Source organism: Lacicoccus kunmingensis DSM 17847 (assembly GCF_059568765.1).
The window spans coordinates 1-23,393 of the sequence record NZ_JCANUC010000028.1 but is presented as its reverse complement, the minus strand read 5'-3'; the positions used below and the strand labels follow the sequence as shown (position 1 = coordinate 23,393).

Annotated in this window: 19 protein-coding genes and 2 pseudogenes; 14 read left to right on the top strand and 7 right to left on the bottom strand. The window is 38.2% G+C overall.

Going from position 1 to position 23,393, the window contains the following annotated elements:
• Positions 1-601 precede the first annotated feature (601 nt).
• The 5 genes from BO48_RS15595 to BO48_RS15575 form a co-directional block, all read right to left on the bottom strand.
• Positions 602-1,549, bottom strand: a complete 948-nt coding sequence (locus BO48_RS15595; RefSeq protein WP_496368882.1) for a metal ABC transporter solute-binding protein, Zn/Mn family — start codon at positions 1,547-1,549, stop codon at positions 602-604.
• Between the two features lie 35 nt (positions 1,550-1,584).
• Entirely contained in the window at positions 1,585-2,430 is an 846-nt protein-coding gene (locus BO48_RS15590) for a metal ABC transporter permease (RefSeq protein ID WP_496368880.1), read from the bottom strand.
• A complete protein-coding gene (locus tag BO48_RS15585; RefSeq protein ID WP_496368878.1) occupies positions 2,427-3,173 on the bottom strand; it encodes a metal ABC transporter ATP-binding protein in 747 nt (248 codons plus the stop codon). The genes BO48_RS15590 and BO48_RS15585 overlap by 4 nt, the downstream gene beginning before the upstream one ends.
• Before the next feature lie 374 nt (positions 3,174-3,547).
• Positions 3,548-5,017, bottom strand: a complete 1,470-nt coding sequence (locus BO48_RS15580) for a GMC family oxidoreductase (protein WP_496368876.1) — start codon at positions 5,015-5,017, stop codon at positions 3,548-3,550.
• A gap of 368 nt (positions 5,018-5,385) precedes the next feature.
• Positions 5,386-5,949 (bottom strand): TetR/AcrR family transcriptional regulator, encoded by a 564-nt coding sequence (locus BO48_RS15575; protein ID WP_496368884.1) that lies wholly within the window; start codon positions 5,947-5,949, stop codon positions 5,386-5,388.
• Positions 5,950-6,086: 137 nt separating this feature from the next.
• Between BO48_RS15575 and BO48_RS15570 the strand changes: the two genes are divergently transcribed.
• The 3 genes from BO48_RS15570 to BO48_RS15560 all read left to right on the top strand — a co-directional run bounded on the left by BO48_RS15570 (position 6,087) and on the right by BO48_RS15560 (position 7,687).
• Positions 6,087-6,833, top strand: coding sequence for a glucose 1-dehydrogenase (locus tag BO48_RS15570; protein WP_496368874.1), 747 nt, complete (start codon positions 6,087-6,089; stop codon positions 6,831-6,833).
• A 155-nt stretch (positions 6,834-6,988) separates the two neighbouring features.
• Positions 6,989-7,336: a c-type cytochrome gene (locus BO48_RS15565; protein WP_496368872.1), complete on the top strand. Its 348-nt coding sequence runs from the start codon at positions 6,989-6,991 to the stop codon at positions 7,334-7,336.
• A gap of 165 nt (positions 7,337-7,501) precedes the next feature.
• Positions 7,502-7,687 (top strand): hypothetical protein, encoded by a 186-nt coding sequence (locus BO48_RS15560; protein WP_135097372.1) that lies wholly within the window; start codon positions 7,502-7,504, stop codon positions 7,685-7,687.
• 45 nt (positions 7,688-7,732) lie between these two features.
• Here BO48_RS15560 and BO48_RS15555 read toward each other — a convergent pair whose 3' ends face one another.
• Positions 7,733-8,734 (bottom strand): LLM class flavin-dependent oxidoreductase, encoded by a 1,002-nt coding sequence (locus BO48_RS15555; RefSeq protein ID WP_496368870.1) that lies wholly within the window; start codon positions 8,732-8,734, stop codon positions 7,733-7,735.
• A 785-nt stretch (positions 8,735-9,519) separates the two neighbouring features.
• Between BO48_RS15555 and BO48_RS15550 the strand changes: the two genes are divergently transcribed.
• The 10 genes and pseudogenes from BO48_RS15550 (at position 9,520) to BO48_RS15505 (ending at position 21,110) form a co-directional block, all read left to right on the top strand.
• On the top strand, positions 9,520-9,918 hold the full coding sequence (locus tag BO48_RS15550) for a hypothetical protein (protein ID WP_496368868.1): 399 nt from the start codon (positions 9,520-9,522) through the stop codon (positions 9,916-9,918).
• 26 nt (positions 9,919-9,944) lie between these two features.
• Positions 9,945-11,084, top strand: a complete 1,140-nt coding sequence (locus BO48_RS15545) for a glycosyltransferase (protein WP_496368866.1) — start codon at positions 9,945-9,947, stop codon at positions 11,082-11,084.
• Between the two features lie 22 nt (positions 11,085-11,106).
• Positions 11,107-13,236, top strand: coding sequence for a bifunctional glycosyltransferase/CDP-glycerol:glycerophosphate glycerophosphotransferase (locus BO48_RS15540; protein ID WP_496368864.1), 2,130 nt, complete (start codon positions 11,107-11,109; stop codon positions 13,234-13,236).
• Between the two features lie 276 nt (positions 13,237-13,512).
• Positions 13,513-15,318, top strand: coding sequence for a M3 family oligoendopeptidase (locus BO48_RS15535; protein WP_496368862.1), 1,806 nt, complete (start codon positions 13,513-13,515; stop codon positions 15,316-15,318).
• A gap of 52 nt (positions 15,319-15,370) precedes the next feature.
• Positions 15,371-15,507 (top strand): annotated as a pseudogene (locus tag BO48_RS15530) (type I restriction enzyme endonuclease domain-containing protein); the annotation flags it as partial.
• Positions 15,508-15,567: 60 nt separating this feature from the next.
• Positions 15,568-16,323 (top strand): hypothetical protein, encoded by a 756-nt coding sequence (locus BO48_RS15525; protein WP_496368860.1) that lies wholly within the window; start codon positions 15,568-15,570, stop codon positions 16,321-16,323.
• Positions 16,317-16,472 (top strand): annotated as a pseudogene (locus BO48_RS15520) (cbb3-type cytochrome c oxidase subunit I); the annotation flags it as partial. The gene BO48_RS15525 and the pseudogene BO48_RS15520, both read left to right, overlap by 7 nt.
• Before the next feature lie 247 nt (positions 16,473-16,719).
• A complete protein-coding gene (locus tag BO48_RS15515; protein ID WP_496368858.1) occupies positions 16,720-17,430 on the top strand; it encodes a WxL domain-containing protein in 711 nt (236 codons plus the stop codon).
• Between the two features lie 76 nt (positions 17,431-17,506).
• Positions 17,507-18,517 carry a WxL protein host-binding domain-containing protein gene (locus BO48_RS15510; protein ID WP_496368856.1) on the top strand — a complete coding sequence of 337 codons (1,011 nt, stop codon included), beginning with the start codon at positions 17,507-17,509 and terminating at the stop codon, positions 18,515-18,517.
• A 13-nt stretch (positions 18,518-18,530) separates the two neighbouring features.
• Positions 18,531-21,110 carry an Ig-like domain-containing protein gene (locus BO48_RS15505; protein ID WP_496368854.1) on the top strand — a complete coding sequence of 860 codons (2,580 nt, stop codon included), beginning with the start codon at positions 18,531-18,533 and terminating at the stop codon, positions 21,108-21,110.
• A gap of 336 nt (positions 21,111-21,446) precedes the next feature.
• Here the strand turns inward: BO48_RS15505 and BO48_RS15500 are convergent, their stop codons facing one another.
• Entirely contained in the window at positions 21,447-21,662 is a 216-nt protein-coding gene (locus BO48_RS15500; protein WP_496368852.1) for a hypothetical protein, read from the bottom strand.
• Between the two features lie 343 nt (positions 21,663-22,005).
• On the opposite strand from BO48_RS15500, the gene BO48_RS15495 reads away from it, so the two are divergent.
• The gene (locus BO48_RS15495) at positions 22,006-23,298 is read left to right on the top strand and encodes an ATP-binding protein (protein WP_496368850.1); all 1,293 of its coding nucleotides are present in this window, start codon (positions 22,006-22,008) and stop codon (positions 23,296-23,298) included.
• Positions 23,299-23,393 lie beyond the last annotated feature (95 nt).

Here is a 23,393-nt window from a genome sequence, read left to right as displayed (position 1 = left end):
CACGCATCATCAAAGTGGCCAGCCGGGTCGTCAAATCCGGCCGTCGGCTGTACTTCAAACTGGCTTCGAGCTTTGTGTATCAGTCGTTTTTCTGGAAAGTACTCCGGCGGGTACAGACGTTACAACTAGAGTAGTCCTTACATAGTTTTTAAAGATACTGTCTCCGGTTGTGGGAGGGGTCTGTCCAAAATGAGCCTCAGTCTCCAGTTTTCAATGCTTTTTCATTATCACCGACAATACTTCGGCATATTCGCACGTTTTGTACCAAGAAAAACAAACATCAGTGAAAATTTGTAGAGATTGAACGTTTAGTTTAAAAGTATGAATAATTCAGGTATATGTAATTATTATAGTGAAATCTACGTTTTTAGAACTCTCCTTGAGGATGTTGAGTAATTTCCCAATAGATTTCATATATATGCCTCCACAGTTAAAACTTTTAGAATTAAAAATAATCTAAATTAATCTACTAGGTAATATATGATACCGTTGACAAAATGTCAACGATATCCTATTTTTATCTGAGATAACCATGAAGATGGTACCAATAAAAATAAGCGATAAGACCCGGAGTATTTTCCAGAGCTTATCGCTTAGTTAGTTAATTACCGCTCAATTCATCATGAATCAGATTAATATTATAATTTAAATATTTAATATAAGTGTCCACTTCTTCTCCTGGTTTTCCAATTTCATCAGAGTATATTGGTTTACTGGAAAGCGGTACTCCGGTCTGGCTGGATACTGTTTCCATCGGCCGCTTATCGACGTTTGACTCGATGAAGAGCACAGGTACATCATTCTCTTCTATAAAGGAAACAAGTGAATTAATTTGTTTAGAAGAGCCCGTTTCTTCAGTATCGATTGCCCAAATATATCCTTCTTCAAGGCCGTAATCATCGGCTAAATATTGAAATGCACGTTCGCTTGTTACAAGAATACGGTCATCTTCAGGAATATCATCTATTTTCTGCTGATACTCTTCTTCAATCTCTGTCAGGCGTGCGAGATATTCTTCTGCTCTCTCTTCGTAATTTTCCTTATGCTCAGGATCCTTTTCTATAAAACAGTCCCGCATATCTTCCGCCATTTTTATACCAGCTTTAGGACTGATAAAAGCATGGGGGTTAATTTCTTCATCTTGTCCCTCGTCACCTGTGATATACATCGGTTCAATACGATCTGTCAGATTGCAGACATTATCCGTATCCTGGTTTACAGATTCAATCATTTTATGGAACCAGCCATTATCTCCGCCTTCAAGGTTTAAACCATTATAAAAAAGAAGGTCTGCATCAGTAGCTTTGTTCATATCCTGCGGCAGCGGCTCGTATTCATGCGGGTCTGTTCCTGTAGGCACTAAGTTATGGATATTCACATCATCTCCGCCTATTTCGCTCGCAAGGTCTTCCAGGATAGTAAATGAAGTCACAACCTCTAATTTATCATTTTCTGCTTCATCATTAGCTGTACTGTCTCCGCCTGTACAAGCAGCCAGAGTGAGTACAGCCAGCAGCAGGCTCATTACATACGTTATTCTTTTATTCATTTCAATTCTCTCCTTAATTTTTATCTTTTATTTAATTATGCTCTTTTTATTTTTCGTAGCAGCGGCCAGATAAGACCCTGCTTAGGTGAAAACATTAATACTAATACAAAGAGAATCGCTGAGGCAATCGCAATAACAGGTCCTGACGGCAGATCGTGATTATAGCTGTAATAAATGCCAACCACTGCAGCAGCTGCACCAAAAGATGCAGACATAACAATCATTACAGGCAATCTGTTCGTTAATAAATAAGCAGTGGATGCAGGTGTTATTAGAAGAGACACTACCAGTATCACTCCGACTGTCTGCAGGGAAGCCACCGACACAAGTGTTAACATCACCATCAAACTGTAATGAATAAATCGTGTATTTAATCCGTAAACTTTGGCCATTGTCTCATCAAAAGTAGCTATTAAAAGCTCCTTATAAAACATAACAACGACAGCAAGAACGAACACGCTGACACCTGCTGTAATCCACATATCAGAAGTTCTGACGTGCAGCACATTCCCGAATAAAATCTGCGTCAGATCTGTCGCACTTTGAGCTTTTGTTATTAAGATAATACCGAGCGCCAGTGCAGTAGAGAAGACGATACCGATGGAAGCATCTGTTTTAATTCTGCTGTTCTGATGAATCGCTCCAATCCCGAGTGCTGCAATAACTCCAGCTACAACAGCGCCGTAGAAATAAGAAATTCCAAGCATATAAGAAATCGCAATACCCGGCAGAACAGCATGGGAGATAGCGTCACCCATTAAAGACATGCCCCGGAGTACGATAAAGCTTCCTATAACACCGGAAATAACACCGACCATAATCGAAGTGATTAGAGCTTTTTGCAAGTATTCATAAACCATTAAATCATTTAAAAAAGTCATGATAATTTACCACCCATATTTTCTAAAACAGTTAGAGGCGCATTGAAGGTCCGTTCCATTAGTTCAGGCGTAAATACATCGGATACAGCACCCGCTGCCACCAGTTCCTTATTCACTAAAATTAATTCATCAAAGTAATCCTCGACTTTAGTTAAATCATGATGAATGACAAAGAGAGTTTTCCCCTGATCTCTTAACTCTTTTAAAATATTTATAATAATTTCCTCACTGTGGATATCTATGCCGACAAAAGGCTCATCCATAAAGAAAATATCTGCATTTTGTGCCAGACTTCGGGCCAGAAAAATCCTTTGCTGCTGTCCGCCTGAAAGTTCACCAATTTGTTTATCAGCAAAATCTTCCATTCCAACTTTTTTTAACGCTTCTTCTGCAATTTTTTTCTCTTTTGCTTTAGGGCGTTTAAACAAACCGAGCTTCGGATAAGTGCCGAGCAAAACAGTATCTCTCACTAAAATTGGAAAATCCCAGTCTATATTTGATCTTTGAGGAATATAAGCAATATTTTCCCGTACTTTTTCAATAGGTTTTTCCTCTATTCTGACTTCCCCTGAATCCTTAGCTGTTAAATTAAGCACAGCTTTCATAAGAGTAGATTTACCAGAGCCGTTTGGTCCGATAATTCCTACTAACTTTCCGCTTCTCATAGAAAAATTAACATCTGTTAAAGCTATTTTATTTGAGTATGAAACAGTTAAATTTTTGACTTCAAGTGATGTTTTCAAACTTTTACCTCCTCAGTGCAACTAAAAATAAGAATAACCAAATTTAATATTTAGGTTACCCTAAATTAAATATAGCATAACAAATTTATCACTAATTTACAAATCAATAAAAATAAATGATTGAGAAGGAGAGTAAAAAATTTGAAGATGGTGTTGGGATACTTATGAGATTCTGTCATACCAAGCCTAAGAAGATAAGTATTGCCTTAATGACTGTAAACTTGCCTGACAATCCGTCTTTAATATACTTCATTCTGTAAAACTATAAAAAAAGACTTGGAAATCTTAAAATCAAGATTTCCAAGCCATTTCTCTTATTGCTCCAAAATTTTTGTCTAAACCACTTTTATATATTAAAAATAATCACATTTTAATTACTCATTATCTGACCGGATAAATTCAGCAGCACGCCAGCCGACAGCAATCGATGGCCCCATAGTGTTTCCCGGTTGAATCGGCAGTACTGAGGCATCGGCTATACGCAGATTTTTTACACCGCGTACTTTCAATCTGGAATCAACCACATCTTCATTATTCGGGCCCATTCTGCATGTCCCCACCGTATGAAGTATGTGCCCGCTGAGCCATGCATGATTGATAACATCATCGGGACTTTGCACTTGAGGTCCTGGAGATTCTTCGGCTTCAATAAGTTCTGCCAGCGGACTTTGTTCTGCAATTGCTCTCAGACCTTTTAGAATTTCGTAAGTACTCTTTCGGTCATATTCTGTTTCCAGGTAATGAGAGTCGATTATTGGCGGATTTTCCGGCTGGGATCCGCTGCTGTGGACTGAACTTTCTGTCGTTGGATGTAATAACATTCCTGCTGCAGAAAAACCGGGTGCTTTGGATACTTTTAAAGCCGGAGCCGATAAATCCAAAGATAATGGATTAAAGATACCTAAAATATCTGCATGATCGAGACTCGCATCGGATTTGAAGAAAACTCCGATATCATAACCTCCACTTGCAATGACACCTCTCCGATTCAGCAGATATTTGCTCCCGCTGAATAGTTGACGCATTGTGGAGGAGAGCTGGCTGTTATAGCCGATTCTTTTATTAATTTTCGCTTGATAGGCGACTTGCCGCTGTTCAATAGCATGTTCACCAACATTTGGGCTCTCCGAGCGGACTGGAACACCAATCCTCGACAGCACTTCAGCACTTCCGATTCCGGATTTTTCCAGCAGAAGGGGTGTTTCTATAGCACCCGCAGATATAATTATCTCTTTTCTAGCGTAAACATCACGAACTTTTCCATTCTTATGTTTGATCCGGACACCAGCTGCCCGGTCGTTATCAAAAAGAATCCAGCCGGCATGAGTATTCAGTTCTAAAGATAAATTATCGCGTTTTAAAACAGGCTTTAGGAAAGCGTTAGCCGCGGTCACGCGTCTGCCTTTATGCACAGTATTTGGAATATAGCCGATACGTTCTTTACTGGAATTGTTGATGTCCTCAACACGTTCCAATCCCCATTTCTCTGCCGCACTGAAAATCGCTTCATTAAGTTCATCCGGTTCCCGGCTTACATGAAGATGAAGCGGTCCGCCTTTGCCTCTGGTTTCCCCGGCACCCAGTTCATGATTTTCAAGTGCCCGGAAGGCGGTCACCATATCTGACCAGCCCCAGCCTTCATTTCCTCTGGCCGCAACCCGATCCCAGTAACTTGGTGTTCCGCGTTCATACTGAAGTCCGTTAATAGCTGTAGATCCGCCTAACACTCTCCCGCGCTGCCACATTTCAATATTCTGTGATGGTCCCACAGGCAGTGTGGAATAATAAAATGAATGTCTTTTACCACCATAAAGAAAGTAAAATCCTTTTGGAATCGAAATCAATGGATCACGGTCACTGCCGCCGCTTTCTAGAACTAATACTGAAACGTTAGATTCTCACTCAGACGACCTGCTACTGTACTTCCAGCTGCTCCTGTACCAATAACGATATAGTCAAATTCTGCTTTCCGTTTCATTTTACTTTCAGAAGCCTCCCTGTATTGATTATTTTAAATTTACTTGTGGCCAGCATGACAGATAAACACTTCTTAATATAAATAGTATCACTACATGTAAGCGCATTCAAAAATTATGTACTGGATATTCAGATGTTTAAATGTCTAACAAGAGGCTTACTGAGTTTTTATTAATCTACCGTAAATAAATATCAAAAGCAGGCTAATCAATGCAATCTGATTAACCTGCTTTAATTACTTCCTGTTAATATTCAAAATTTTTACCAACTGGTCGTTCAAATAGTCTGCACTATAAGAAAAATCATTTTTATACCAGTTAATAATCATGCCGATAATAGAATTCGACTGGTATGCCGCAAACATTTCATTATTCAGTCCATCCTGCTGCTGACTTTCCATATCTTCCAGAAATAAATTATCGATTTCATCAAACAACATATAGTAATATCTTAATGGCACTTTTCTTGAGAAAATAATTTCGTAGAAAGATTTATATTTTTCAATATGATGAAAGATACGAATTGTCGAGGAATCTAATTCGCTCACTTTTAAAATCGTTGCCTTGCGATAGGGTTCTTTATAGGAATTTGCTAAATCTAATGTTATCTCTTTAAAATATTCCTCAAATACATCTTCAATTTGCCCGTAATGTAAATAAAAAGTCCCGCGGTTAATTTTAGCTCGTTTGCAAATTTCCGTTATAGAAATTTCGCCGAGATCTTTATCATTTAATAACTGCAGCAGGGCCCGATGCAGAGCTTCTTTAGTTTTAACAATGCGCAAATCATGCTTGGACATCTTTTCATCTCTTATTGAACAACATTCTATACTTCCGTCCATTAGTGAACAGTTATCAGATTTTTGATTATTGAAAGCGTTTACTTTCATTATTATAATAAATAATAGACAGTTGTACAATAGAAGGAGGATACAAAATGAGATTACAAGACAAAGTTGCCATCGTTACAGGTGCAGCATCAGGTATGGGTAAAGCAATCGCAGAAGCTTATGCAAGAGAAGGTGCTAAAGTTGTCGTATCTGATTTAAACATAGAAGGTGCGGAGGAAGTTGCAGCAAACCTTAAAGCTAATGGTGCGGAAGCTTTCGCAATTAAAACGAATGTTTCTGCAGAAGAAGAAGTTGAACAGTTATTCGAAGAAACGAAAAAGAACTTCGGGCAGCTGGATATCTTAGTTAATAATGCAGGTATTATGGACGGTATGGAGCCCGTAGGTGAAGTTTCAAACGACAGATGGGAAAAATTATTTGCCGTAAATACGACCGCAGTTATGAAATCGATGCGTTTAGCAGTCAACCTGTTCTTAGAACAAGGACACGGAACGATCGTCAATAATATTTCAGCAGGCGGACTGTACGGCGGACGTGCAGGGGCGGCTTATACCGCATCAAAACATGCAGTGGTCGGTTTAACGAAAAATACTGCATTTATGTATGCAGATAAAAACATCCGCTGTAACGGAATTGCTCCCGGTGCGGTAAAAACAAATATTGGCTCATCAATGAGTAATATGAGTGAGTTTGGAGCTCACCGTCAAAGTCAGGGCATGTCACTTAATCCAAGAGCAGGGGAGCCGGAAGAAGTTGCGGAAGCAGCGGTCTTCTTAGGTTCCTTCGTTAATGGACAGGTCCTTGCAGTAGACGGCGGATGGACTGCGTACTAAGCTGTTTAAATAAATAGATTAAGTGAAGAAATTGAATTTTATATTTATAAAGAGTATGTAATACCAAGCAGCTGATTGCTGGTGATTCTACAACCTCATTAAAGTTATGATATATTGGGTATGTAATAGTATTACAAATTTTAGGGGGTCAGTTTATGAATTTGAAGAAATTTCTAATGGCCAGCGGTCTTTCTATGGTACTCGTTCTCGGTGCTTGCGGAGGCGGCGAAGACGAAGGTACCGATGAACCTGCAACAGAAGAAGACAGCGGTGCTTCAAGTGGAGATGTCGATGCTGAAGGTATCGCACAGAGCACATGTGCATCATGTCATGGTGAAGACTTCTCAGGTGCTGTTGGGCCAGCACTTGCAGGCACTAGCCTCAGCGAAGACGAATTCGAAGAAACCGTGAGAAACGGTAGTGGACAGATGCCAGCTTACAGCGAAGATCAAATCAATAACGAAGAACTTTCCGCACTCTACACTTTCTTCAGCGAACAATAAGAAAGAAGATCGTCCTTTTGGGCGGTCTTTTTTTATGTCTTTTATATTATTCATAATTTTTTACCTCTTACGAACGACAAATAACCGCTCACGAAAAAATTACCTTTAGATACCGTTTTTCGTTATATACTGTGTTTAAGAATTTTAACGACAAGGGGGATGGTTATGAAGGCGGAATTGATTATAAATGAGCATTTAAATGAGGATGAAGTCAAAATCCATACTAAAACAGTAACCTCAGGAGCCAGGATTTTGTCCTATATCGATCACTTTACAACAGACCGGGAAAATTTAATTATCCGTTCCGATGATGAATTTTTAATGATTCAAAAATTGAATGTTAAAAATTAAAAAGCTTCTACCCCTATCAACAGGTTAGAAGCTTTTTCATGTTATCTAGAACCACAGGTCTGCCAGCAGTTCCATCGATTGTTTCCTTTTTTCCGGATCGTAAGTGTAAGTCACAATAATCAGTTCATCTGCTCCGGTTTCTTCCGTAAATTCTTCCAGTTTTTTTCTGACTGTTTCAGGTGAACCAACGGCTTTCAGGCTGAACATCGCATCCATCATTTTTCTTTGGTCTTCTGTTCCTAATTGTTCAGGATCCACAGGAGGCTGAAGTTTACGCTGCTGGCCGGTCTGCATATCCACCATCATCTGTGTCGTTGTTGTCCAGATTTTTTCTGCTTCCTCATCTGTCGGTGCCACAATGACATTAATCCCTGCCATGACATAAGGTTCATCAATCTGAGAAGTCGGCGAATCTGTCGTAAATGCCGAACGGTACATATCAATTTTCTGTTTATAATCATCGGGTGTAAAGTGCGTTGCAATAGAATAAGGCAGTCCGAGCTGTCCGGCAATTGATGCGCCGTTCATACTTGATCCTAATACCCATATCGGAATATTCGTACCTGTACCGACTGTAGAAGTCACTGGAACACTATGACCGAGTCCTTCTTCACTGAAACAGCCGATAAGGTCATAAATAGAGTTTGCAAAGTTTTGTGCATCACTGCTGGTACGTGTAATCAGCTGAGATGTTCTTTGATCGGTACCCGGTGCACGACCGAGCCCGAGATCAATTCTGTCCGGATAGAGCTGTGCAATCGTACCGAAATTTTCAGCAACCTGAAGTGGTGAATGGTTCGGCAGCATAATCCCGCCTGATCCGACACGAATGTTTTTAGTCCGCGCTGCAGCCATCGCAATCAGCTGGGACGTCGCAGCGGATGCGAGATTTTTTGTATTATGGTGCTCTGCGAACCAGAGCCTTTTGAATCCAAGCTTATCAATAAGTTCGGCATTGTCCAAGGATGCTTCAATCGCTTCCCTGACCGTCTGGTTTTCCGAAATGCCCACAAGTTCAAGGACATTTAATGGTATATGTTTTGTCATTACAATTAGTTCTCCTTTATAAATTTTATTATCTGTTAATTTAATGTACTTCATTATAATGAGATACTCTCAGCATAAAGCACCGTTTGATAGAAAGATAATTTATTGTTTCAGATTTGTTACTGTTCATACTTGTTAAAAATACTAACAATTAGCAGTTTGTAAATTGAGTATTAAAATAAAAAAATTCATCTAACCGTCTTTGATCAGATGACTTTTGTTCACTAATATTTACACGTTTCGTTGAAGTAGGGAGAATATCATCAGAACTTATTTGTGCTTCAATTAAGGATTGTACTTCAGAAGTCCCCCCCCTGATTCTCTTCAAGATTATTTGCGGCCATCATAATAAATACAATGAGTAAAGCTATACTGATCAGCATCAGAATGAAAAGTATAATTACAGTCATTTTAGATTTGTATCTTTCCTTCATAAAAAATCTCCTAGTTTACTTTGACTTGATTATATCATTCAGTATATTACCAAAAGGATATCCATTGTCATTTATCAAAATTCATTCATAAATTTTCCAGATGTAAGTATCTAGCCTGAATATTATTAATACTAGTAAAAAGATCTCATATCCATAATTAATATTATCTTTTAATGTAAATGGGAGAGTTAAGGGTATGTAGTCTATACATGTTAAAATAATAATTTAAGGCTGCACAATTCGTTAAGCTTGTATTTAAGTAAATATATGTACGCAAGGCTTTTCTTTTGTTATAGATTCAAAGTAATATAATAGTACTCTAATGAATGAGAATCAGATAAGGATGATTTTATGAAACCCAGGATTATTATTCTACTTAATTCCATAGATGTAAATAGGGGGGGACTCACGCATGCATCTCTGCGGCAGGCCAGTACTTTTGCTGATGCCGGTTATGATACCCAGATACTGACATTCCACTATGAACCACGTTTCCCGATAATCTGTAAAAAGCTCAAAGAAATGGGCAAGGTCAGCGAAAAAGTTGTCATACGTAATATGTTTGAAGAACTGGCATTATACACTGATAAAGATAAGGTTAATATCCGTAAATTGAAAGTAAACCTTTCCGATTATGAAAAAAGCTATGCCATAGCACAAAGAAAGAACCACAATGCTTATAGACTTTATACAATGGTATATATGAAAAATATATCGCTCTCCGGGATGATGACACTCTCGACTTCATAGACTACTTCAATGAAAGCCGCTACAGGGTGAGAAGAGAGAATTATAATTATTACGGACAGGTAAGCAGAGTACAGTATTTCAGCTATGAAGAAAACAAGTTCAGACAGCAAGTGTTCTTCGACAAAAGAGGAAAGGCCATTTTCAGTTTCTGGCGTGAGCCTTCCACTGGAAAAATTAGCCGGATTATCCATTTCGGTGAAAATAATGAAGTCATTAGTGAAACAACTGGCAACACTGTGCCCCATAAACTCTACTGGTTGAAAAGTGTATTAAACGAATCGAATTCAAGAGTAATGGCCATTTCTGATACACGCAGCACTGACGAACTGCTTGTTAAATTGAAACATTCATACACAACAAAAGCACTGCGTATGCATAGCAATCACCTTACAAATCCAGATAATCCTGATTCCGAACTAAATAAACGAAATGGCTTTGCAATAGAAAATATACAAAGTGTCGATGCGCTTATCGTTCTTACAGAAAAACAGAAACATGATATAGTCAGCCGTTATGGACATGAGGACAAAGTTTATGTGGTGCCAAACTATTATGATGCTAATGTTTCTAAAATCAAAGGGTTAAAATCTATTTTTACCAATATGAAGCAAGACAGCAGTGAAAGAGACATGTCTAAGGTTGTCATCGTATCAAGATTTTCAGGTATTAAAAACATAGACCATACCATTAAGGCATTCAAAAAAGTCATCGCGGAAGTACCTGAGGCTAAATTAGAAATCTGGGGCTCCGGGGATAAAGAAGAAGAATATGCAGGCATGATAGAAACATTGGGGCTCGGTGATAACGTGCTGATTAAGGGATATACTCAGAATCCAGGGAAAATATACCAAAGCGGCGCTTTATCTGTTCTAACTTCCAACGCTGAAGGTTTCTCCCTTGCGGTCATGGAAAGCATGGCAAATAAAACACCAGTCGTCAGTTATAATATAAGGTATGGTCCATCTGATATGATTGAGGACGGAGTAAATGGTTTCCTCATAGAAAAAAATGACATAGAAGCATTATCAGAAAGAATCATACAAATGCTGAAAAACCCTGAAAAAACAAGAGATATGGGAAATGAAGCAGATAAAACAATACAAACGAAATTTAGCAAAGAAATCTATCAGAAACTATGGTTTTCTCTCACAGATAAACTGCTTTAAGGATTAGAAAGGAACAATAATCATGAATAACCTAATTTCTGTAATCACTCCAGCAGAAAAAAATGAAAAATATATAAATACTGCTTTAGAATCATTAAAAAACCAGAAATACACAAATTTTGAAGTACTGGTACTCCACTCAGATATAGATGCATTAAAAAGAGTGGTTAATGATGAATACCTGGATGATGACAGATACAGATTTATTAATACACCCGCAGATATTTATGTAGGTGCTGCACGCAATATTGGTATTGAAGAAGCAAAAGGCGATTATGTATATTTCCTCGACAGCGACGATTATGTATCCGAAAACATACTGCAGCTGCTGCATGATAATATCGGAGAATTTCCGATAATCCGAGGAAGAATGAAATCGACGGATTTCAGCACCAGTTTTGCCATCATACTACCCGGTACAAATGAAATAAAGATGTATTCAGACAACAGGCACGACTTACTCAGAACAGAGTCAGCAATCAACTACCTGATTTCAAAAAAGTTCATAGACAGCATGAATCTAAGGTTTTCCGAACAATTCAAAACTTATTCGGATCTTACATTCATGATTCCATTGATGGAAGAAGTTGAAGTAATACCTTATTCTTACGAAGCGATCTATTTCAGAAGAAGAGGAAACGATCCAATTAATAACCCGTCTCTTAGACAGTCTCCCCTAAAACAGCTTACACCTGATCTCTTTGGTGTCTATAACCAGCTGAGAACAGATGATTTGAGTGAGGAAGGGCAAAAATATCTGGATGACAAACTCCTTAACTTCTATAGAAAACGTTTGGTGACCGAATTTAAAGATGATACTACCATCGATTATTATTTTGCCGGCCTTGTGGAAAGTATAAATAAAATTGACCCGGATCGACTGAATAACAAAGATTTTATTCTAAAAAATGATGTCAAAGCAATAAAATCAAACAAGATAAACAACTTCCGGAAACTAAGCAATTTCAACCATTTTCTTAGAGACATTAAAAATGGCATTACTTCCAGAAAAGGCCGAAAAGAATTGTTTTATAAACGTGTATTTAATAATTTAGATATCAAAGATAATCTTGTTCTTTTTGAGAGCTTTCAGGGTAAAGCTTATTCTGACAGTCCTAAATATATCTATGAATACATGCTTAAGAACAAAAGTAACTATAAATTCGTATGGGTTATGAACGAGCCGTCCAAGATACCAGGGAACCCTGAAACTGTTAAACGATTCTCACTCAAATATTATTACTATCTTGCAAGAGCAAAATATATCGTCAGCAATGTAAGAATGCCAAACAAATACATCAAAAGGGACGAACAGTCATATCTTCAGACTTGGCATGGTACGCCGCTTAAAAGACTTGCCGGCGACATGGACAATGTTCATATGCCAGGTACAAATGCTGAAAGGTATAAGAAAAACTTTAACCATGAAACTAATAAATGGGACTATCTGATTGCACCTAACCAGTATTCTGCTGAAATCTTCAGAAGAGCGTTTTGGTTCAATAATACAATGCTTCCAACCGGGTACCCAAGAAATGATATCTTAACAAACCAGAATGATGAAGAAATCATCAGCAGACTGAAAAGAATAAACCAGATACCAACTAATAAGAAAGTCATTCTATACGCACCTACATGGCGCGATGATGAATATTTCAAAGTTGGGAAGTACAAATTCAATCTGAAACTCGATCTTCACAGGCTGAAAGAACAATTTGGAGATGAGTATATCATCCTGCTCAGAATGCATTACCTTGTTGCCTCCAACATCGACTTAACAGGCTTAGAAGATTTTGCATACGATGTTTCAAAATACAGTGACGTCAGTGAACTGTACTTGATGTCTGATATTCTCATCACTGATTATTCATCAGTATTCTTTGATTATGCCAACCTGAAACGTCCGATACTGTTCTTTACTTACGACATTAAAAAGTACCAGGGACAGCTGCGCGGTTTTTACATCGACATGGAGACGGAACTGCCAGGCCCATTGCTCATGAACAATGATGACATAATGAATGCGATTGAAAATATCGATGAAGTTACTGAGAAATACAAAGAGCGGTATAACGAATTTTATGAAAGATTCTGCAGCTGGGATGATGGAAGATCATCAGAAAAAGTTGTTGATGCAGTATTCGAAAAATAAGCACTTAGAAAAGACGGAGCTAATTTAAATTAGCCCCGTCTTTTTGATACATTATTCAACAAGAGTCATCTCATCTACAATCCTAACTCTTGCTGTGTTAATTAAAATCGCTTTCTCTCATTAGTTTAAATTCTACAAATATTGTTCCTGTTTTATCGTTTAACATAGGTGCAGGCACGGACTATTAATGTATATTAACGTGATTAATGTTTCTCTACATTCATTTCCTGTATGATAAAAATAAATACAGTTTTAATTTAGAGAGGAAGGTAATTGATGAACTACAAAGAAAAATGGGATATGGAGAGTGTGTTTCCTGGTGGAAGTGGATCTGAAGCTTTCCAAAAACGATTATCAGAAGTAAGAGATAGTATTACAGCTTTTTCTCACGAGCTCGATAATTGGGAGCTGGACGAACATTCAAATGATTTTACGTCACTGAAGGGGATCTTACAACACTACGAAAAAATTTCAAACGTGCTTGGTGAGATGGGGAGTTTTGCGAATGGTTTAGTATCTGCAGATGTTTCTGATCAAAAAGCAATGCAGAATTTAAATGCGGTTGCGAACTTACGTAAAGACCTCTCATCACAGAATATTATTTTAAATAAAAAGATCAGTGCACTGACTGAAAATCAATTTAGCAAGCTGTTAGAGCAAGATTTCTTTAAACCGATGCGTTTCCCATTAGAAGAAATACGACAAAAAGAAAAAGATTTACTATCAACCCAAGAAGAAACAATCATCAATCATTTATCACTAGACGGCTTACAGGGCTGGAATAATATGTACAACCAACTCGTCGCTTCTATACAAATTCCAGTAACTGAAGATAATGAAACCGTTTATTATTCAGCCGGTCAATTTGAAAACAAGATGAAGTCAGAAGAAAATCCAAAACAACGTGAAAAACTTTTAAAAACTTGGGAAGAAACATGGGAGGAAAAAGCTGATTTATTCTCTACAACGCTAAATCATTTATCAGGATTCCGTTTAAACGACTATGAACTTCACGACTATAAAGATTATATGAAAGCACCACTAGACTACAACCGTATGGAGGAAGAAACACTCGATACGATGTGGGATACTATTACAAAAAATAAAACACCTTTCAAAAAGTACTTTGAACGAAAGGCACAACTAATTGGTGTTGATCAATTAGGATGGCTCGATGTTACAGCAAGTGTTGACGTGGGTGATTATACGAACAAGCGGTATACTTACAATGAAGCAGCAACATTTATTATCGATAACTTTAAATCATTCAGTCCAAAAATGGCAGAAATGGCACGTCGAGCTTTTGAAGAACAGTGGATTGAAGCGGAAGATCGTCCAGGAAAACGCCCAGGTGGATACTGTTCAAATCTTCCTGAATCTAAACAGTCACGTATTTTTATGACGTTTGCCGGCAGCACAAGCAACGTGTCAACACTCGCACATGAACTCGGACACGCATTCCATAGTTATGTCCTGCGTGATTTACCACTCTTCAACCAACGTTACGCAATGAACGTTGCAGAAACAGCTTCTACATTTGCAGAACTTGTCGTTTCAAACGCAACGATTGAAAATGCAACATCCAATGCAGAAAAAATCAACTTACTAGATGAAAAAATTGCTAGAAGTGCGACTTTTATGATGAATATCCATGCCCGCTATATCTTTGAACGCAATTTATATGATGAACGCCAACAAGGAACTGTAGACAGCAACAGACTGCAAGAACTGATGGAAAAAGCACAAAAAGAAGCCTATCAAGATACACTTCGTTCATACCATCCAATGTTCTGGGCAACAAAGTTACATTTTCATATTACAGGTGTACCATTCTATAACTTCCCCTACACATTTGGATACTTTTTCAGCTTAGGTATATACAAGCGTTTCTTAGAAGACGATACGTTACTTGAAGATGACTATATTGCACTTCTTCGCGATACTGCGAGTATGACTACAGAAGACCTTGCTGAAAAGCACTTAAATGTTGACCTAAGAAAACCAGACTTCTGGCAAGAAGCACTGGATTCAGTGCATAAAGATATTGAAGAATTTTTAGAACTAACAGAATCACATGTTTAATTTATAAATGATAACTTCATATGCAATTAAACAAATAAGTGTTGATTAGCATAAGCGAGAAAGTACTCAAGCTAAAATGAGGGTAGGGTGAGAAGATTACTCAAGAAGTATGGCTATCCACCGGATCTTCAGAAGATAGCAGTTGATAATGTAGTTGAACAAGCAGAATTAATGGCAAGTAACATATAATTTTTTAAAGGGTACGATATACACCAATATATCGTACCCTTATAAATGAGGAGAGTCATAATGAATATAATTGGCTTCTTAAAATATGTATTACCAGAATTTACTTCAGATTTTGAAGAAGGTAAGCTTTTTATGCAAAATCTAAATTATTATAAAGATGAAGGTGTTACAGATAAATTAATTAAAGATACTGACGAAGGTATTGTTTACCATGAGAAAGACTCCAATGATCATGTAGTGCTTTTTCAGGTTGTTGGAAAAGATGAAGTACATCAACTAAAAGGTTTAAAATCATTACGTCACTCGAAATGGTTTAATGATATTGATAAAATAAAGATACACTGTTTAACAATTATTACCTTAGATGATATAGAACTAGCCGAAGACGGACAATATAAGCTAAAAGATTCCTATATTGATTCTCTACCCATTTACTCGGAAGATAGAGTCATTTACGTATCATTTAACCCAAAACCTTTTATCGAAACTGTAAAAGAGAACTTGATAGAAGAAGAGTTGATCTACTGTAAAATGCAACCTGTTGAATATTTTGAGAATGAACATCCATTGTTCAATAGCTTTAAAGATATCGATCATGCATTAGATACAGTGTTCTACAAACCTTATTTATATAATCTCAAAGAGAATACCGTATTGCTACACACGGATATGCAAAACAAAATATTTTCTATAATAATTATAATGATTTTTGGAATAAAATCGATGTACTGGAGAATATCAGGATTATCCGTCAATAAAACTAAACCGTATCAGTTTATGATGCGGTTTTTTCTATCTGCTTTTCAATATCAATGATGGTGCGTGTTCAACTTGCATTTCCAGAAATAAACTTTCTGAATGCACAGCATTATAACGAGGTCTTCACAACACATGGGACCACCATGATTTTCTTCGTGACGATGCCGATGATGGCCAGATTTCTCTTTTCCATTCTTTCATGTGTAACCACAGCACTGCCTCCTCTCATGCCGACAATGTTTATGATTCCGTTCTGTCATTGGATAGAGCTCTTATTATAGAATATCAAAAAAACGTCTTTTCATTGTAGTTGTGATCTTCTTCACATTTCTATTCATTATGAAATTATACATGAAATGACAAAAATGTTTCACAAAAGCGAGCAAATTTTAATATCATTTACATATTTTAGTGGTATAGTGTACGTATAATAAAAATACTATGGAGGCAAAGATGAAATTTAAGAAATCTTTATTTTACGTTCTTGGAGCCAGTCTTATCGTTACAGCAGCATTTAATACCGATGTCACACACGCAGAAGGTACATATGATTCAGATGCAACGGTGACCTTCACCCTGCCTGATGGTCCGGTTGGACCGGTCGACCCCATGGATCCGAGCGAGCCGCTTGATGAAGAAGTAGCCGAGCAGCTAGGCAACATTACGGGAGACTCAGACGCATTGTCACTGGACTTCGTTTCAAATATCGACTTCGGCTCCCATGAAGTGGATTTAGACGGCGGTTCATATGAGTCTACAACAGATATTCCTTATATCCAGGTCACTGACCGCAGGGGTCCGGGTGAAGGATGGAACGTGACGGCCCGGGTCACTCCGTTCGAAAGTGAAGGTACACAGACACTGCCGGGTGCAACAATCAATTTAAACAACGGTGATGCAGATTCCACTTCATCAACTGCAGAACCTGTTGTACCACAGTCCATCGTCCTGCCTACTGATAACACTGACGTCAATGTGGCCAGCGCAGGAGGCGGAACACTGGAAGAAGCACAAGGTCTTGGCACTTGGGTAATCAGATGGTTATCGCAAAATGAAGAAACGACGAATGAAAACGTCACTTTGGATATTCCGGCTTCATCTGCCACCAGGGGAGACCATACGGCAACAATCAACTGGACACTGACAGACGGACCGGGCTCATAAGACAATTAATGAACTGAACACCTCGAAATCAATCGACTCGGGGTGTTTTATTTTAGAAAGAGAAAGGTGTATTTTCATGAGAAAAGTAACGGGCTTTTTCATCGCCTGTGCCCTGACATTATTCATCCCACTTAGTGCCTCTGCAGAAGACGGCACCGTCCCTTATTCAGTGGAAGCTGTCATTCCCGATAATCAGATTAATGAAAATGCTACATACTTCGATATAGAAATGGATCAAGATCAGCGTCAGAACCTGGAAGTCATCATACATAACACTTCCAATGAAACGATCACAGTGAATGTAACCAACCATTTTGCAACGACCAACAGTAACGGCATCATCACTTACGATGGCATGACTGAAGAACCGCATGAATCCATGCAGCGCCCATTCGATGAAATCTCATCCATCAGCCAGGAAGAGGTCGAGGTCGGCGCCAACAGCCGGGAAGAGGTGATATTGAATGTCCAGGCACCTGATGAGCCGTTTGACGGTGTCATTCTGGGCGGACTTTATTTCACTCTCGAAGCGGATGTGCCAGAAGAAGACAGCGGACTTGAAATACAGAACCAGTACTCATATGCATTAGCTGTACAGATTACCGAATCCGGTAATGATACAGAAATCGAACCAGAGCTGCAGCTAGAAAACCTGAACCCGGGAATCGTCAATCACAGAACAGGACTGCAGACGGAATTTGTAAATCCAACACCCGTCATCATCAGTGATTTGGAGTTTAACGGCACCGTCTCAGAAGCGGGTTCCGAAGAAGTAATCTATGAAAGGGATGCAGACAACTTCACCATCGCGCCGAATTCACAGTTCAATTTCCCGGTCATGTTCGACAACGAAAGACTGGAGCCGGGCACTTACACTTTCAGGGCAGATGTAGGTAACGGCGAATATAACTGGCAGTTCGAAGAAGACTTTGATATTACCGAAGACACGGCAGACGAAGCAAATGAATCAGCCGTCGAACTTGAAGAAGACGATTCATGGATGGTGTACGTCATTCTGGCAATGGCTGCGGTCATCCTGTTACTTGCCATTGTGATAATATATCTCTTCTTAAAAAGAAAAAAATAGAGATGGGGAGAATATGAAGAAAATATTGATGATATCGATGACAATGCTGCTGGTATTCACGGCTTTTCTTCATCTTCATACTGTCTTTGCTGAAGAAGCGGAGAACTATTGTGAGGATATGTCCTTCAGCGTCGAAACTGTTAAAGCCGGTGATGACACGATTGAAGGAGAAGCCGATGCCGAAGATGAAATCGAACTGGAAATCGGAGAGTACCGGGATATTGTCATTGCCGACAATGACAATTCCTATACCTTTGATATCGAAGCAGACATGCTCTCCGCCGGCAATGAGATAAAACTGGTCAATGAGCAGCATGAAATTGAAACAGAGGCCGTCGATGAAGACACGGAAACAGAGACCATTGAATCCGAACTGCAGGGAGAATGCGAAGTGCCGGAAGAGATTCTCCAGGATATGGAAAGTGAAGAAGCGGAAGAAGATACTGTGGATGAAGAAGTGGAAGAACCTTCGGAAGAGGCAGAAGAGACTACTGGCCTTCAGGAAAATACAGATGAGACCGCTGCAGAAGAAGATGGGGACGAAATTCAGAATTCTGAAGAGAATGTAGAAGAGCAGACATCTGAAGAGGAATCCCAAAAAGAGCATGCAGATGGCAACGAAGAACAAAAATCTGAGGAACAAGACCTTGGAGAATCTGAAAGTGGAGCAGCCCAGGAAGATGATAATGAAAGTACTGAGGATGAAGCATCTGAAGAAAATATCTCTGAAGATTCCAATGATGATGTAGCACAGGAAAATGCAGATGAAAGTACCGAAACACAAAATGATTCCACAGATGAGGCCACTGAAAAGCGGGACTCAGAAGAGGACACTGAACAGAAAATTGATGATGAAGAGGACAGGGAAGATGCACAATTATTTTCCACTGGTGAACTTATCAGACAGAGCGCAGCACCAATAGAAGAAGTACAGGGCACAACCGCCACAGTCGGAACGACGGAAGCGTTCAACAGTGCGCTTTACAATCCGGAAATTGAAGTTATTATACTGGATGATCATATCAACTCTTCCGGAGCGAGAGAAGTAAGGTCCGACTCCAGCCAGAAAATCATAGAAGCAAACGGGTTCAGCATTGGAATGCGGGCTGGCAATATCGTGATAAATGATGATATTAATACTATGATCGTAAGAAACGCCAGCAATCTCTATACAACAAACAGTCTAATTGATGGTGGGCTGTTTGAAACCTCCAATGCCGACGGTATTTTACATTTGGAAAACATCACCTTTAATGCATCAAACTTCATAACGGGCGGCAAAATTGCCTCAAATCCGCCGGGTGAAGTACATTTCTACGGAGAAAATACAATCAATACACGTAATGGCAGTAACACATTAGCTTTCAGAAAAGTGGTCGTTCATGATGGCGCTGCTCTCGATCTTAACCATCGGAGCAGTGGCGGTGCATTATTTTTCCGTGGTGGAGAGAGCTCAAGTAATATTGAACATGCCCTGGACATAAGAAATAATGCAAATGTGGATATTACTTCAAATTCGGCAGTGCTCACTTCTGAGTTCCCATCGGGCTCTTCTGATGGGAATCTGACATTGTCGATAAATGGAGGAGCTAATACCGTACTGAGCGGATCCGGGGCAAATATCTTTCAGGTGGATACTGCAATGGAAGTAGATATCAATGACCCTCAAACCGCAGATTTTATAAACCGGTCAAATAACCGTTTATTCAGCAGTGGCATTATTGTAAGCTTCAATGTCCGGCAAGTCAGTATACATGGATGGGGAGACAACAGTCAGAATGAACTCCCGTCCCATATGACACCATTTATGGAAAATGCTCAATTTACATTTGAAAACACAGGCGGCACAACAGTACAATCCATGACACCACCTGTACCAAATTTCTCAGATAATTTCATACAGACGATGCCTCGTATGATGTTCGCCCATTCAGAAGATCATGTGATGGACTTGTCAGTCAATCCGGTCAACGATCTGAGCACCGAAATTACCGGGGAAACTTTAGGCGATGCAACTATTACAATATATGATGAAAATGATAATGTAATTGACACCACTATCAGCGATGATTCAGGTAACTTCAGTTTTAATCTGGAGGTGCCTTTCCAGGCAGGGGATGTATTAAGATTCCAGGCAGAACATCATGACCATGTCTCTGAAATCATTGAAGTAAATGTTACCGGAGACAGATTGGAGTTCTTATACGTTCCTGATACGATACCGTTTGAAACTACTGAAATGCATGATGAAGAAACTGTAGTGGACAGACAGAACCCTGATTTGAACATCAATATCCTCAACACTAAAGAAATCGGCAGCTGGCAGCTCACTGCCCAGGTTCATGAGCCGCTTTCCAATGACAATGGAGCAACATTGGAAAATGCGATGTATTTCGTAGAAAACGGGACTGAATATCCATTGGAAGATGATGCTGTTGAAGTTGCCAGAGGAAATGCCGCCGATATTGATGACACACATGAGATTTCCTGGGATAGCAAAGAAGGCATATTGCTGAAGCTTAATCCGGTTTATGCAAACCCCGACACTGAGTATTCGACTGAAGTAGAATGGGTGCTGACGGACGGTCCATGACTTTCATCAGCGTCAAACTTGAAGGTAATTATTATTACTTATTAAATTCACTTCAACGTATAGGGAATTTCTTTAAAATGGATGATAATATTGCAATTATTGTACGATCACTGGAACAGAATTGTATGTTGATGGCGGACTTCACGCCAACTAATTTTTTATTTAAGATTTGACTGTCATAAATATTCATCTTAGTTATATCATGACTCTTAATATTTTTCATATTTGAGACTAATCAACTAGGAGCTTTTTATGACAGTCTTCGGCGTATCACTCTACGATGCGGTTTTTCTACTAAAGCTTAATACAAATTCGACAATTAATTAATGCTTATAGTCAAGCTTCAATAATTCTCATGAGTAACTGATCCATAGCTTCCCAATCATGATTTTTAGTATTACCTTTTTCGATTAAAGACAGAAAGTTCTTTTGTATTTCATTCTTTTTTGTGATCTCACCTTGATAACGATTTAAAGACTTAACATACCCCGTCCATTGAATGGGTATAAAAGTTCCTTTAGAATCCTGTAGTATTTCTTTTCCTAAATACATTTCAATACTGCAGTGATAATCTTATATATTACTAGAAGCAGTGCTGTCATAGCTAATGGAGAATAGAATTAATTTAGATCTTTATCACAAATAGCCTATGAGTTTAACTGCTGTGAATGATACAATATGACCACAAGCCGAATTAACATTGTAAAATACTTGGATGCTAGACATAGCATGTACGTTTTCCCAAGGTGATTAATTAAACACAAAGTCAAAAAAATTCATAGTATAAATTTGCCTCCTATCTCGGGGCGGAGAAAAAGCCATCCATAGGCTAACTTAAACTTGAAATTCACGGCTTATAAATTGTAGAAATCTAGGTTAAATAAAAGGTGATAATATGGAAAACAATGAGATTGAATATAAAAGTAAAATTAATGATGATGAAGATTTTAAGGCAGAAATTACGGCTTTTCTAAATAGTGATAATGGTGGATTAATTGTTCTTGGTGTTAATGATAATGGCGAACCTATACAATTCGAATCAGAGCCAGAAAAGGTAAGTACTTTTAAATCATGGGAAGAAAAACTCGCAAACTGGATTAGTGACTCATTCGAACCCGAAATAAGACATTTAGTTGATATAGAGAGTAATCTTTTTAATATAACATTAATTATACAAGCTGGAGACAATAAGCCCTACAGGTTTAAAAATAAAAGAAAAAGTAGTTACGATCATATTTTTATTAGATCGGGAAGTACCAAACGCAAAGCAAGTACTGATGAAATTAACCGAATGATTAAGAAACATGATTCTAACACCTTTGATAGTGAAGTATCCAAACTACAAAATTTAAATTTTGATTATGTAAAGAGTGTTTTTCGAAATTTAGAAATCAAATTTGACGAATTAAGTTTAAACCTTAGAAAAACCACTAGCCGCAAATATAATTACGCTGCTTATCTTCTTAGTGAGGAAAATCAAAATGTTATCAAACTGGCAGTGTTTGATGGCATAAATATCGATTCTTTTAAAGATAAAAAAGAGTTTTATGGCCCTTTACCCAAACAAATAGATTATGTGCTTGCCACTATTGATATTCATAATAGCAAATCTGCTACAATTACTAAGTCCTCACAAAGAATTGAGGTCACTTCATATCCTGAGACCGCTTTAAGAGAATCTGTTATTAATGCTTTTGTACATCGTGACTATACACTAAGTTCGGACATAAAAATTGAAATTTATGATGATAGAATTACTATCTCTTCTCCTGGTTCAATACCCGATGGATTAACTGTTGATGATATTAAAGAAGGTTCTAATCCTAAAAGAAACCCTGTATTAATTCATGCTCTAGATAAAATGCAGTATATCGAAAATTACGGTTCAGGTATAAGAAGAATTTATTCTAGTTATAAAGATTTTAAAGAACCAGAAATTATAGCTACAGAAAACCAATTTAAAATAGTTTTATTTAATAGAAACTATAAAGAAGACTTTAATGATCATTCCGACTTTATAGTTCAATACTTAAGGATACATGGTCCGAGTTCACGTTCAAAAATTCAAGAAAACTTAGATTTACAGAAAAGCTATACATTAGATTTATTAAAACAGCTACGCGATAACAATACGATTAAAATTGAAGGTTCAGGTCGATCTACAAAGTATCGATTGAATGAAAGATAATATCGCCCGGTGGACCGGGCGATAATTTTATTTATGTGCTGTAACCCTTGGTATCATAAGGTTTTAAGCAGTTTCTTTTATCGCCCGGTGGACCG